Origin of the sequence: Chromobacterium sp. Panama (assembly GCF_003052555.1) — a bacterium.
GTDB lineage: Bacteria > Pseudomonadota > Gammaproteobacteria > Burkholderiales > Chromobacteriaceae > Chromobacterium.
In genome coordinates this window covers 3,383,387-3,396,006 of record NZ_QARX01000001.1, presented here as the reverse complement: position 1 = coordinate 3,396,006, position 12,620 = coordinate 3,383,387, and the positions used below count along the sequence as shown (strand labels likewise).

Below are 12,620 nucleotides of genomic sequence, written 5' to 3'. Positions count from 1 at the left end.
GCGGGACGCTTACCACAGCCGGTCGATGTCCCCCGGATGGAGCGCGATCTCGCAATCTTCGAAACGCGACGCCAGCCGCCTGGCCTTGTCGCTGAAAAAGCAGGCCATGGTCGCCTTGTCGAACTGGCTGCTGGGGAAGGGCGCGGCCGGCGTGCCGCCGATCAAGACGGCGCCCGGCAGTTCGCTCCAGCCGCAGCTTTGGTAAAAGCGCCGCAGGGGGCGGTCGCAAGTGAAGATGCCGAGATCGGCGCCGTTGGCCTGCATGGTTTCGCGCGCGGAGGCGGCCAGCAGCCGGCCCAGGCCGCGGCTGCGGTCCTCGGGCTGGGTGACCATGCAGCTGATGCCGCTGGCCTGGAAGTCCTCGCCGGCGTGGCGCAGCGTTTTGCTGAGGATGTCCAGCGCCGACAGCACCCGGCGGTTCTCCACCAGCAGCAACGACAAGGGCGCGAGCGCCGGGTCGTGGATGGGCTCGGGACCGGCCGGCGGCTCCCCGGGCCAGGCCAGATTTTGCAGCGCCAGCACTTGCATGCGCAGTTCCGCGGGCACTTCCGCTTCGGGGAAGATCAGTATCTCCATCGGCTGGCTCTCCTCGCAATGGACGGGTATGGTCAAGCTATATGATAACAGCCGCCAAGGGCGCGGGAGAGAGACAGTCATGGCGGAAACGACGGCCGGCCCGCGGGCGGCTTGGGATGCCGAGAGCCGGGCCACCTGGGAGGTGGCCCGGCGCTACCACGAATGTTGGCGCGCGCGCGACGCGAGGGCGGCGCTGGCCTTGTTTCATCCGGAAGTCGAATACTGCGATTTCTACCGCAATCTGACGCTGACTTACGCCGATTTGCCGGCCTATCTGGCCGAGAGCATGCCGGACGGCGGCAAGGAGAGTTTGCAGCACACCGACCGCATCCGCGTCGACGGCGACACCGCCTTCATCCAATACCGCTATGTGATCCGGCTGGCCTCCAGCGGCAAACTGGCCAGTTTTCAAGGCGGCGAGGCGATCCGGGTGCGGGACGGCCTGATCGTCTCCGTGCATGAGTACTGTACGCCGGTGCGTTTGAGCGGGGAGCGGACCGGCGATCGCATCGGTTTGAACCCGCAGCGGCTGGCGCGGCTGCTGGCGGACCTGCAAGCCTATTTCGCCGAACAGCGACCCTATCTGGACTGCGAGCTGAGCCTGGGCCAGGTGGCGCAGGCCACCGGCTACACCCGCAATCAGATCTCCCACGTCTTGAACCAGGCGCTGGGCCTGAGCTTCTACGCCTGGCTCAATCAGCAACGCGTCCGCCATCTGCTGGCGCTGCCGCGGCCGCCGGCCGCTCCGCTGGACATGGCCTTCGCCGTGGGCTTCAAGTCCGCCTCCACGTTCTACAAGGCTTTCCGTCTGGAAACCGGCACCACGCCGCAGCGCTACTTTTCCGCCGATTCCTAGCGGTCCCGCGCGCACGACGCGGCGCGGGCGCCGGCTTAGTCTGTTCGGGTCCGCCCCAGGTTCGGGGCTATCGCCAAGGAGCATTCATGGGGATCGAGTCCCAAGCCTGTCTGTGGCTGGATCAAAGTCCCGCGGCGCGGTCCTGGCCGCCGTTGACGCAGTCGGCCAGCTGCGACGTGGCGGTGATCGGCGGCGGCTACACCGGCCTTTGGACGGCTTACTACCTCAAGCGCATGGCGCCGGAGCTGGACGTGGCGGTGTTGGAGGCGGAAACCTGCGGCTACGGCGCGTCCGGACGCAACGGCGGCTGGCTGATAGGCGGGTTGGCCAATCAGAACGTCCATTTGCTCAGTCTGGACGGCGAGCGGCGCGAACGCGCGCGGCGGCGGCTGTTCGGCATCGTCGACGAAGTGGCCGCGGTGTTGGCGCGCGAAGGCGTCGAATGCGATTTCGCCCATGGCGGGGTGCTGTACGCGGCGGCGCGCTATCCGGAGCAGGAAGCGATGGGGCGGAACTGGCTGCGCGAACTGCGGCGGGCGGGCCACGGCGAGGCCGACTTCCGTTGGCTGGACCGCGAGGAAGCCCGGGCGCAGCTGGGCGCGAGAGACGTGCGCGGCGGGGTGTTCTCCCCGCATTGCGCGGTGGTTCAGCCGGCCCGGCTGGCGCAAGGCCTGGCGCGGGCCGCGGCGCGGCTGGGCGTGCGCATTCACGAGCATAGCCCGGTGCGCCGGCTGGCTCCCGGGGTGGCGGGGCTGGACGGCTGCGACTTGAGCGCGGACGTCATCGTGCCGGCGTTGGAGGGCGCGGCCGGGCAGTTTTCGCGTTTGGGCCGTTGCCTGCTGCCGGTGCAGAGCCTGCTGCTGGCCACCGAACCGCTGTCGGCGGCGCAGTGGGACGAGATCGGACTGGGGCGCCGCCAGGCTTTCGGCGATTTGAGCCGGATGGTGACTTACGGCCAACGCAGCGCGGACGGTCGCCTGGTGTTCGGCGCGCGCGGCGGTTACCGGCTGGGCGGCCGCGCGCAGTGGGACTTCGACCCTAACGGCGCCGAGTTCGCCTGGCGCGAGCGCTTGCTGCGTCGGCTGTTTCCGGCCTTGGGCGCGACGGCGGCGCCCTACCGCTGGGGCGGCACGCTGGGCGTGGCGCGCGCTTTCACGCCCTACGCCTTGTTCGACCGGCGCGCCGGCATCGCCATGGCCGGCGGCTACGGCGGCGAGGGCGTGGGAGCCGCCAATCTGATGGGGCGCACGCTGGCGGAATTGATTCTGGAGCGCGACGGCGATCTGGCTTCCATGCCCTGGGTCATGCCGGAAGGGCGTTTGGAGCGGGTGCGCCGCTGGGCGCCGGAGCCGGTGCCGTGGCTGGGTTATCACCTGGTGCGCAGCGCTTACGGGCTGGAAGAGAAACTGTGCGCCGACGGGAGCGCGCCGGCCTGGGCCCGGCGCGGCGCGGGCAAGCTGGCGGCGGCCCTGGAGGCTTTGCTGGCCTGATGGCCGGCGCGCGATATCGGGAGAACATTCATGTGGCGACGCATTGGGGTGGGGATCTGGGTCTGCTGTCTGGCCGTTCCGGCGCAGGCGGCCGAAGAGAAGGTGCTGAACGTCTACAACTGGAGTCATTACATCGGCAAACAGACCTTGCGGCGTTTCGAGAGCGAGACCGGCATCAAGGTGCGTTACGACGTATACGACAGCAATGAAATCCTGCAAGGCAAATTGCTGACCGGCCGCAGCGGCTACGATGTGGTGGGACCGTCGATGAGCTTCCTGGCCAATCAGCTGGCGGCGGGCGCCTTCCGGCCGCTGGACAAGGGCAAGCTGCCCAATTACCGCCAATTGGACCCGGCGCTGCTGCGGCAGCTGGCCGCGGCCGATCCCGGCAACCGTTACGCGCTGCCCTATCTGTGGGGCACCACCTCGGTGGCCATCGACGAAGACCGGGTGAGGCGGGCGCTGGGCGGCGCGCCGCCGCCGGCCGACGCGCTGGCCCTGTTGTTCGACCCGGCTTACGCGTCCAAGCTGCGCGGCTGCGGCGTTTCCATGATGATGTCCCCCAGCCAGGTGGCGGTGCAGGCCTTGATCTACCTGGGCAAGGACCCTGGCCGGAACCGGCCGGAGGATCTGCCCGCCGTCGCCGGCCTGCTGCGCGCGGTCCGGCCCTATGTGCGGGTGTTCACCTCCACGCCCATCAATGATCTGGTCAACGGCGAGCTTTGCGCGGCGATGATCTATTCCGGCGACGCCTACATCGCCGCGCGTCGCGCGGGCGAGGCCAAGAGCCCGCGCAAGATCCGCTACCTGCTGTCGCCCAAGGGCGCGGAGTTGTGGGTGGACACTTTCGCCATCCCCAAGGACGCGCCGCATCCGGACAACGCGCATCGCTTCCTCGATTTCATGATGCGGTCGGAGGTGATGGCGGAAATCAGCAATGAATTGTTCTATCCCAACGCCTTGCCGGCGTCGCGGCCTTTGCTGGATGGCGCGCTGACGGCGGACCGCAACCTCTATCCGGACGCGGCCGGCATGAGCAAGCTGCGCGGCCAGGGACGGGTGCCGCCGGCGCTGCAAAGGGAGCGGGTGAGGCTGTTCAATCAGTTTAAGAACAATAGCTATCGCTGAGGCGCTCCGAGGGCCGGCCCAGCAACTGGGCCGGCGTGCGGCCGAAAGTCTGTCGGAAGGCGGCGATGAAGGCGCTGGGGCTGTCGTAGCCGCAGCGCCAGGCGGCGGCGCCGACCGGCTGGCCGGCCGATAGATATTCCAGCGATTTCAACAGCCGCAGCCGACGGCGCCAGGCCTGGAAGCTGAGACCGGTCTGCTCCGGAAACAAACGGCTCAGGCTGCGCCCGCTGAGGCCGGCCCATTGCGCCCAGTCGTCGCGCGAGCGCGGGTCTTCGGGGGCCTCCGTCAGCGCGTCGGCGACCCGGCGCGCGCGCCGGTCTTGCGGCAAGGGCAGGCTCAGGCGCAAGGGCGGGCAGTGTTCCAATTCATCCAGCAAGACCTCCAGCAGCCGCAGCTCTCTGGGAAGGGGCGGCGTGGAAAAATCCAGCGCGCGCCGCATGATGGCGGGCGGCAGCGCGTCGCAGGAGATGGCTTGCGCGTCGGCCGGCAGCCGCGCGCAGGCCGCGGCGGCGAAGTGCAGGCTGATGCCGTCTATCAGGCCGTGGCGGTGCGAGGCGTGGCGCACGCCGGGAGGAATCCAGGCCAGGTGGCCGGGCGGCAGCCAGAGCCGGCCGCCGTCGGTGGCGATGTTCAGCACGCCGCGGCGCAGCAAGCTGAGCTGGCCGCTGTCATGGCTGTGCCAGGCTTCGGGGTCGGCGTCGTCGTGACGGATGCGGGCGGCGGCGAGCAGCATGGTTTGGCCTGTTTGAGATATTGAATGACATTGTAGCGATAACGCGCTATCAGCGCCGGGACGGATACTGGCCATTGTGGCGGGACGGGCTTCGGCCGCGCCGCCCATCGTCGATATCACCCCTCTATAAGGAGTCAAACCATGCAAGACAGCGCTATCGCCGTGGTGCGCGAATTATTCGAATGTGCATTGCTGCGCCCGGAACTGGACGAAAACCGTTTGGCGAAGCTGGTGCATCCCGATTATCGCCAGCAGGCGGACGGCCGCAGCTTGGATTACGCCGATTTCATCAAGCATTTGCGCCATCTGAAGCAGACGTGCAGCCGGGTCGATCTTGAAATCCTGAGCTGGGCGGAGCAGGGCGAGCGCGTGTTCACTCGCCATCGCGTCGCCGCGGACAAGCGGGACGGCGGCCGGGTGAGCATGCTGGTCATCGCCGAATTCCGCGTGCGCGACGGCATGGTGCGCGCCTGCGACGAACTGACGCATATGCTGAGCGGAACGACCGAGGACCGGGATCTGGGGTCCCGCCACTGATGCGGGCTTGACCGGGTTCGCAAGCGCCCGGCGGCCTGCCGGGGCGGATCGTCGTCCTGGAGGCCGTTGAAGTCCGCGGCGCAGCGGCGAGGGCAAAAAAAAATGGACCCGGCGGGTCCATTTTCATTTGGAGGCGATCGAATCAGGCTTCCGGCACATTCAGCGAGTTGATGCTGAAGCCGGCGTCGACATAAGTGATTTCGCCGGTGATGCCCGAGGACAGATTGGACAGCAGGAAGGCGGCGGTATTGCCCACTTCCTCGGTGGTGACGTTGCGGCGCAGACAGGATTGTCCGGCGGCCATGGCCAGCAGCTTGGAGAAGCCGGAAATGCCGGCGGCGGCCAGGGTCTTGATCGGGCCGGCGGAAATGCCGTTGACGCGGATGCCGTCCTTGCCCAGGCTGGCGGCCATGAAGCGCACCGAGGCTTCCAGGCTGGCCTTGGCCAGGCCCATCACATTGTAGTTGGGGATTGCGCGCACCGCGCCCAGGTAGGACAGGGTCAGCAAGGCGGCGTTGCGGCCCTGCATCATCGGGCGCGCGGCCTTGGCCAGCGCCGGGAAGCTGTAGGCGGACACATCGTGGGCGGTCTGGAAGGCTTCGCGGCTCAGCGCGTCCAGGAAGTCGCCTTCCAGCGATTCGCGCGGGGCGAAGGCGATGGCGTGGACCAGGCCGTCCAGGCCGTCCCATTCCTTGCCGAGATCGGCGAACAATTTATTGATTTCTTCGTCGTTCTGCACGTCGCAGCGGAAAACCAGCTTGGAGCCGAAATCCGCGGCCATTTCACGCACGCGGTCTTCCAGTTTGTCCACCACATAGGTGAACGCCAGTTCTGCGCCTTCGCGATGACAGGCCTGGGCAATGCCGTAAGCGATGGAGCGGTTGGAGATCATGCCGGTAATCAGAATCTTTTTGCCTTGCAGAAAGCCCATTTGGAGTCCTTCTCGGAATAAACAGCTGCGCATTATACCGAAGCCGGGCCGTTTCAGCAGCGGCATTGTCGGCCAGGTCGGACGCTTTCCGGTGGTATATAAGGAAAGAGCGAAGCGCGGAGCGCGCCGCGCGCGCCGGATTTCCGGTTGCCCCGGCACTCCGCGCTTGCTACCATCACACATCAATTGCAGTAGTTGCGCCACCATATAAATAGCGAGGAAACCATGAGCGATCTGATCCACCACGTAAGCGATGACAGTTTCGATACCGATGTTCTGAAAGCCGACCTGCCGGTGCTGGTCGATTACTGGGCCGAGTGGTGTGGTCCGTGCAAGATGATCGCTCCCATCCTGGACGAAGTGGCCAAGGAATACGAAGGCCGCCTGAAAGTGGTCAAGCTGAACATCGACCAGAACGAGCTGACGCCGCCGAAATTCGGCATCCGCGGCATCCCGACGCTGATGATTTTCAAGGACGGCCAGGTTGCCGCCACCAAGGTGGGCGCGCTGGCCAAGAGCCAGTTGACCGCCTTCATTGACAGCCAACTGTAAAGCGTCTATTCTCCAGCAAAATCTCAAAACGGGTAGCGATTGACGCGTTGCCCGTTCCATTTTTACGCCACCCTCCGAATTCAGCGTTCCGCTAAATCGTTACCGAGTCGACCTACGGCTGCTATGCACTTATCTGATCTAAAACATCTTCATGTTTCCGAACTCGTTGAAATGGCCATTTCCAACGAGATCGACGGGGCCAACCGACTGCGCAAGCAGGACTTGATCTTCGCCTTGCTGAAAAACCAGGCCAAAAAAGGCGAGAGCATTTTCGGTGAAGGTACCCTGGAAGTGCTGCCGGACGGTTTCGGTTTCCTGCGCAGCCCGGACACCTCCTACCTGGCCGGCCCGGACGACATCTATGTCAGCCCGTCGCAGATTCGTCGCTTCAACCTGCATACCGGCGATTCGATCGAAGGCGAGATCCGCACCCCGAAAGACGGCGAGCGTTACTTCGCGCTGGTCAAGGTGGACAAGGTCAACGGCGAAGCGCCGGAGAACTCCAAGCACAAGATTCTGTTCGAGAACCTGACGCCGCTGTTCCCCACCGAGCAGTTCAAGCTGGAACGCGACATCCGCGCCGAAGAGAACATCACCGGCCGCATCATCGACCTGATCTCGCCGATAGGCAAAGGTCAGCGCGGCCTGCTGGTGGCGCCGCCGAAGTCCGGCAAGACCGTGATGCTGCAGCACATCGCCCACGCCATCACCGCCAACCATCCGGAAGCGGTGCTGATCGTGTTGCTGATCGACGAGCGTCCGGAGGAAGTGACCGAGATGCAGCGTTCGGTCAAGGGCGAAGTGGTGTCTTCCACCTTCGACGAGCCGGCCACCCGCCACGTGCAAGTGGCCGAGATGGTGATCGAGAAGGCCAAGCGCCTGGTGGAACACAAAAAGGACGTGGTGATCCTGCTGGACTCCATCACCCGTCTGGCGCGCGCCTACAACACCGTGGTGCCGGCCTCCGGCAAGGTGCTGACCGGCGGCGTGGACGCCAACGCGCTGCAGCGCCCGAAGCGCTTTTTCGGTGCCGCGCGCAATGTGGAAGAGGGCGGCAGCCTGACCATCATCGCCACCGCGCTGATCGATACCGGCAGCCGCATGGACGATGTGATCTATGAAGAATTCAAGGGCACCGGCAACAGCGAAATCCATCTGGAACGCCGCATGGCCGAGAAGCGCATCTTCCCGGCGCTGAACATCAACCGTTCCGGCACCCGTCGCGAAGAGCTGCTGATTCCGCAGGACCAATTGCAGCGCATCTGGGTACTGCGCAAGCTGCTCTACCCGATGGACGATCTGGAGGCGATGGAATTCCTGCAGGACAAGATCAAGGCCACCAAGTCGAACCAGCAGTTCTTCGACTCGATGCGCCGCTGAGCGGAAATGCTCGCAAGAATGCCAGGCTGCCAGCCTGGCATTTTTTTTGCCCGCGTCGGCCGGCGTCGTTCAGGCGCCGGCGCGCGGGTTTTTTGTTAATACCGATGGCGGCGCCGACAGCGGGGCCGCGATTTAGCCTAAGATGGAGCAAGAACATCGCCGGCGCGTTGGCCCGGCGAGCGGATGACGGCAGGGGACAATAAAATGTGGTCGATGGAGGCGGGAGAAGCGGCCGACTGGATTGCCGGTCGGCTGTCGGCTTATGACTTTACCGGCAGGGTGGGCGATTTCAGCTTCCGTCCGGCCGACGGCGGGCTGCGGCCGGCGGCGGTGCTGGTGCCGCTGGTGTGGCGGCACGAGGGGCCGACGGTGATGTTGACCCGTCGCGCGGAGAACCTGCCGGCGCACGCCGGCCAGGTCAGCTTTCCGGGCGGCAAGCTGGAGCGGGACGACGGTTCGGCCGAGCGCGCCGCGCTGCGCGAAACGCGGGAGGAGACCGGGCTGGCGGAAAGCCATGTCCGGCTGCTGGGCCGCTTGCCGGATTATGTGACGATTACCGGCTTTGTGGTGACGCCGGTGGTGGGTCTGGTGTTGCCGCCGTTCGAACTCAGCCCGGAGCCGGGCGAGGTGGCCGAGGTGTTCGAGGCGCCGCTGCCGCTGCTGATGGATACCGGCGCTTACCAGCGCCACAGCCATCAGGGCGACGACGGCCAGCTGCGGGCCTATCTGTCGCTGGATTGGCAGCGCCACCGCATCTGGGGCGCCACCGCGGCGATGTTGTGGCTGCTGTCCGACGCCTTGGGCGTGGCCGGGCAGGAGCCGCCGCCGTTCAGATCATGTCCAGATCGTTGAAGAGGATGTTGCGGCCGGCGACCTTGGCTTCGTAGAGCAGGCGGTCGGCGCGCGCCAGCATCAGTTCCGGCGTGTCGTGCGGCCGCCAGTCGGTCAGCCCGCCGCTGAAGGTCACGCTCTGGTCCACCAGCGGGAAGCGAGTCTGGCTCAGCACCACCTGGACCCGTTCCATCACCTTTTGCGCGTCGCGCAGACGCGTGCAGGGGAAAATCACCAGGAATTCCTCGCCGCCCACCCGCGCGCTGATATCGGTGTTGCGCGTGGTGTCGGTCAGCGCGTTGGCCACCGCCACCAGCACATTGTCGCCGGCCTGGTGGCCGTGGCGGTCGTTGAATTGCTTGAAGTGGTCGATGTCGAACACCGCGATGGTCATCGACTGGCCGTAACGCTCGCAGCGGCTGATTTCGTCTTTCAGCATCATGTCGGCGTAGCGCCGGTTGTACAAATGGGTCAGCGGATCGGTGGCCGCCATTTCGCTCAGTTGCTGATTGCTTTCCTGCAATTGCTGCTCCAACTGCTTGCGGCTGGAAATATCGTAGAGCGCCACCAGCGTGGACGGCGGGGTGCGTTCGCCCAGGGGCCGCAACGAGACGATGACCCAGAGCCGGCTGTGGTCCTCCAGCTCCAGTTCCATTTCCTGATTCTCTATCTCCTGGCCGGCTTCCAGCCACTGCTCCAGCGGCTGTAGTCGAAAAGGCAGGTTGAGGATGTCCGAATCCTCCTTGGTGCCCGGCGCGCGCGGCGGCAGTTGCAACATGGCGCGCGCGAGCGCGTTGGCCCGCTGGATGCGGCGGGTTTTGGGGTTGACCAGCAACAGCGCCAGCGGCGCGGTGTCCAGAATCAGCTTCGCCTCTCCCTCGCTTTGCCGGATCAGATCGGTGCTGCGGCTCAGCAGGGTGTGCTGGCGCAGATTGGACAGATAGTTGCGCAGGGCCAGCAGCGTCATGCCGGCGATGAACAGCCAGCCCAGCAGGGCCAGCATCGCCTTCTCCTGCACCGAGCGGGTGAAATCCTTGCGGGCGAGGCCCACGGCCACTTGGAAGGGATAGCGGCCGGTCTGGCTCTGGCTGTACAGGCGGGTGACGCCGTCGATATTGGACGGCGCGCTGAATTGCGCCTGATTGCCGTCGCGGCTGAGTAGCTTGGCCGGCTGCAGCGGCCGGAATTGCCGCTCCAGTCCCTTGGGGGGCTTGGGCCAGCGCGCCACCATCAGCTGGCGTTGGTCCAGCACCAGGATCTCCCCGTGCTCGCCCACGGTGACGCGTGAGACCTCGTCCTGGAAGAAATTGTTGGCGATGACGCCGGCGGCCATGCCGATGACGTTGCCGCCTTCGTCGCGCAGCTTGCTGGCCAGGACGATGCCGTGTTGTTCGGGATTGTGCTGGGCGGCGGTGTAATTGTTTTCCGGGTCTTCGTTGCGATGCAGCCAGCGGCAGAATTCATTGTGGGGCTGACGCACGATGGCGGCCTGGCGGCTGGTGAAGATGGCCTGGCAGGCGCTGTCTATGATTTCGATCCGGCTCAGATAGGGCGCCAGCTGCAGTTGCTGCTGCAGCTGCTGATACAGCTTCTGCTGTCCCTCCTCGCCGCTTGTGCCGGTGTGAAGCAGGGTCTGGACCTGCGGCAGCTGGCTGCTGCTTTGCAGGATCAGGCCGGCTTCGCTGATGCCGGCGGCCAGCCGTTCCGCCAGCAATTGGCTGAGGCCGTTGGCCTGGCGCAGCGCGTTTTCCTCTTCCTGGTGATAGGTGTTGAGCAGTTCCAGGGCCACCAGCGCCAGCGTGCCGAGCAGGAAGAGGATGGAACCCCAGATCGCATAGCGTGCCGGGCGTTTGTTCCGTTTGCGGAGGTTGAAGTCCATGACGCTCGTTATTGGGGGTTATGAACCAGTTATAGCGCTAGGCGGCGGAGTATGACAGGGGCCCGCCGCCGGGCCCGGACGGCGCCTCAGGCCGCGGTGAAGCGCATGGAAAGGTCGACGGCGCGGACGTCCTTGGTCAATTTGCCCACCGAAATGCGGTCGACCCCGGTTTCCGCAATCGCGCGCACGGTGTCGAAGTCCACGCCGCCGGAGGCTTCCAGCTGGGCGCGGCCGGCGGTCAGCCGCACCGCTTCGCGCATTTGCTCCAGCGACATATTGTCCAGCAGGGCCAGCTTGGCGCCGTGGAGCAGCGCTTCTTCCAGTTGCTCCAGCGTTTCCACTTCGATTTGCAGGCTGACCTCGGCCGGGGCCAGCCGCTGCGCGGCCCGCAGCGCGGCGGCGATGCCGCCGGCGGCCATGATGTGGTTTTCCTTGATCAGGATGCCGTCGAACAAGCCGACGCGCTGATTGTCGCCGCCGCCCGCGGTCACCGCGTATTTCTGCGCCAGCCGCAGGCCGGGCATGGTTTTGCGGGTGTCCAGTATCCGGGCGCGGGTGCCGGCCACGGCGTCTACGTAGCGGCGGGTTTCGCTGGCGACCGCGGACAGGGTTTGCAGGAAGTTCAGCGCGGAGCGCTCCGCGGTCAGCAGCGCGCGCGCCGGGCCGTCGATTTGGCACAGCACGTCGCCGGCGGCGACCTGCTCGCCTTCGGCGGCCAGCCATTCCACCCGGCAGCGGGGATCGACCTGGCGGAAGCATTCGTCGAACCAGGCCTGGCCGCACAGCGTGGCCGCTTCGCGCGCCGTCACCCGCGCCGCGCCGGCGCTGTGTTCGGGAATCAACAGGGCGGTCCAGTCGCAACGGCCGATGTCTTCGGCCAGGGCGGCGGCGACCTGTTGGGCGATCAGGTGAGGGGCGGGCAAGGCGGGCATGCGGGACTCTCCAAGAAAACGTCATTGTACCCAATGGCGGCGGATTGGTGCGCGCGCTCTGGTATCATTCGAAATGGATATATAAGCCGATAGGTAGGCCATGGATTTACCCGCATCGTTTTTCCCCGACGCCGCGCTTTGGCTGAGCAACGGCGCGGCTTTGTCCTTGTTGGCGCTGGCGGCGCGGCGGGTGGCCTGGCGCGGCCTGCCCTTGCCGGCCTGCAACGCCTGGATGGGCGCCTGCGTGCTGGCGCTGGCCTTGTGGCTGCTGCGCGGCGGCGTGGCCCCCGGCCTGTCCTTCCATTTGCTGGGCGCCGGCCTGTTCACCTTGATGATGGGGCCGTGGCTGGCCTTGCTGGCGCTGGCGCTTCCCTTGCTGGCATTGGCTGTGAGCGGACAGGCCGATCCGCAGGCGCTGGGCCTGAACTATCTGAGCATGATTGTGCCGCCGGTGGCGCTGTCGGCCGCGGCGCTGCGTTTGAGCCAGCGCGTCCTGCCCAGCAATCTGTTCGTCTATGTCTTCGTCAACGGCTTCCTCGCCGGCGGGGCCGGCATGTTCGCCGCCGGCTTGTCGGGTTTGCTGGCCTTGGGCCTGGCCGGCGCCTATCCCTGGGACCAGTTGTTGGAGGAGACGCTGCCGTTCTATTTTTTACTGTCGTGGTCGGAGGCCTTCACCACCGGCTTGTTGGCGGCGGTGCTGGTGGTTTACCGGCCGGAATGGGTGGCGACCTTCGACGACGGGCGCTATCTGGGACACAGGCGCCGCTCGCCGTGAGCGGGCGGCCTTTTACACGC

The 12,620-nt window shown here is 66.0% G+C and carries 13 protein-coding genes; 8 read left to right on the top strand and 5 right to left on the bottom strand.

Features of this window, described 5'->3' with window-relative positions; genetic code table 11:
- Window positions 1-9: 9 nt before the first annotated feature.
- Window positions 10-576 carry a GNAT family N-acetyltransferase gene (locus DB032_RS15310; RefSeq protein ID WP_107800241.1) on the bottom strand — a complete coding sequence of 189 codons (567 nt, stop codon included), beginning with the start codon at window positions 574-576 and terminating at the stop codon, window positions 10-12.
- 79 nt (window positions 577-655) lie between these two features.
- Between DB032_RS15310 and DB032_RS15305 the strand changes: the two genes are divergently transcribed.
- From DB032_RS15305 to DB032_RS15295, 3 genes are all read left to right on the top strand, one after another.
- Complete coding sequence (locus tag DB032_RS15305; protein WP_107800240.1) at window positions 656-1,432, top strand: helix-turn-helix domain-containing protein; 777 nt, start codon at window positions 656-658, stop codon at window positions 1,430-1,432.
- 86 nt (window positions 1,433-1,518) lie between these two features.
- Complete coding sequence (locus DB032_RS15300; protein ID WP_107800239.1) at window positions 1,519-2,922, top strand: FAD-binding oxidoreductase; 1,404 nt, start codon at window positions 1,519-1,521, stop codon at window positions 2,920-2,922.
- A gap of 30 nt (window positions 2,923-2,952) precedes the next feature.
- Window positions 2,953-4,050 carry a polyamine ABC transporter substrate-binding protein gene (locus tag DB032_RS15295; protein ID WP_107800238.1) on the top strand — a complete coding sequence of 366 codons (1,098 nt, stop codon included), beginning with the start codon at window positions 2,953-2,955 and terminating at the stop codon, window positions 4,048-4,050.
- Here DB032_RS15295 and DB032_RS15290 read toward each other — a convergent pair.
- Entirely contained in the window at window positions 4,028-4,783 is a 756-nt protein-coding gene (locus DB032_RS15290) for an AraC family transcriptional regulator (protein WP_158274318.1), read from the bottom strand. The two genes, DB032_RS15295 and DB032_RS15290, sit on opposite strands and share 23 nt — an antisense overlap.
- A 141-nt stretch (window positions 4,784-4,924) precedes the next feature.
- Here DB032_RS15290 and DB032_RS15285 point away from each other — a divergent pair, with 141 nt between their 5' ends.
- Window positions 4,925-5,320: a nuclear transport factor 2 family protein gene (locus DB032_RS15285; RefSeq protein WP_107800236.1), complete on the top strand. Its 396-nt coding sequence runs from the start codon at window positions 4,925-4,927 to the stop codon at window positions 5,318-5,320.
- A 142-nt stretch (window positions 5,321-5,462) separates the two neighbouring features.
- Here the strand turns inward: DB032_RS15285 and fabI are convergent, their stop codons facing one another.
- The gene (gene fabI / locus DB032_RS15280; protein WP_043591772.1) at window positions 5,463-6,251 is read right to left on the bottom strand and encodes an enoyl-ACP reductase FabI; all 789 of its coding nucleotides are present in this window, start codon (window positions 6,249-6,251) and stop codon (window positions 5,463-5,465) included.
- A 225-nt stretch (window positions 6,252-6,476) separates the two neighbouring features.
- Here fabI and trxA point away from each other — a divergent pair, with 225 nt between their 5' ends.
- The 3 genes from trxA (at window position 6,477) to DB032_RS15265 (ending at window position 9,035) form a co-directional block, all read left to right on the top strand.
- Window positions 6,477-6,803, top strand: a complete 327-nt coding sequence (trxA, locus tag DB032_RS15275) for a thioredoxin TrxA (RefSeq protein ID WP_039755088.1) — start codon at window positions 6,477-6,479, stop codon at window positions 6,801-6,803.
- Window positions 6,804-6,926: 123 nt separating this feature from the next.
- On the top strand, window positions 6,927-8,183 hold the full coding sequence (rho, locus tag DB032_RS15270; RefSeq protein ID WP_043591613.1) for a transcription termination factor Rho: 1,257 nt from the start codon (window positions 6,927-6,929) through the stop codon (window positions 8,181-8,183).
- Between the two features lie 204 nt (window positions 8,184-8,387).
- Window positions 8,388-9,035: a CoA pyrophosphatase gene (locus DB032_RS15265; protein ID WP_107800235.1), complete on the top strand. Its 648-nt coding sequence runs from the start codon at window positions 8,388-8,390 to the stop codon at window positions 9,033-9,035.
- Here DB032_RS15265 and DB032_RS15260 read toward each other — a convergent pair.
- Together DB032_RS15260 and nadC are read right to left on the bottom strand one after the other, a co-directional pair.
- Window positions 9,013-10,893: a GGDEF domain-containing protein gene (locus DB032_RS15260; RefSeq protein WP_107800234.1), complete on the bottom strand. Its 1,881-nt coding sequence runs from the start codon at window positions 10,891-10,893 to the stop codon at window positions 9,013-9,015. The genes DB032_RS15265 and DB032_RS15260 overlap by 23 nt on opposite strands.
- Before the next feature lie 86 nt (window positions 10,894-10,979).
- Complete coding sequence (gene nadC, locus DB032_RS15255) at window positions 10,980-11,825, bottom strand: carboxylating nicotinate-nucleotide diphosphorylase (RefSeq protein ID WP_107800233.1); 846 nt, start codon at window positions 11,823-11,825, stop codon at window positions 10,980-10,982.
- A gap of 100 nt (window positions 11,826-11,925) precedes the next feature.
- Here nadC and DB032_RS15250 point away from each other — a divergent pair, with 100 nt between their 5' ends.
- Window positions 11,926-12,600, top strand: a complete 675-nt coding sequence (locus DB032_RS15250; protein ID WP_107800232.1) for an energy-coupling factor ABC transporter permease — start codon at window positions 11,926-11,928, stop codon at window positions 12,598-12,600.
- Window positions 12,601-12,620: the final 20 nt, after the last annotated feature.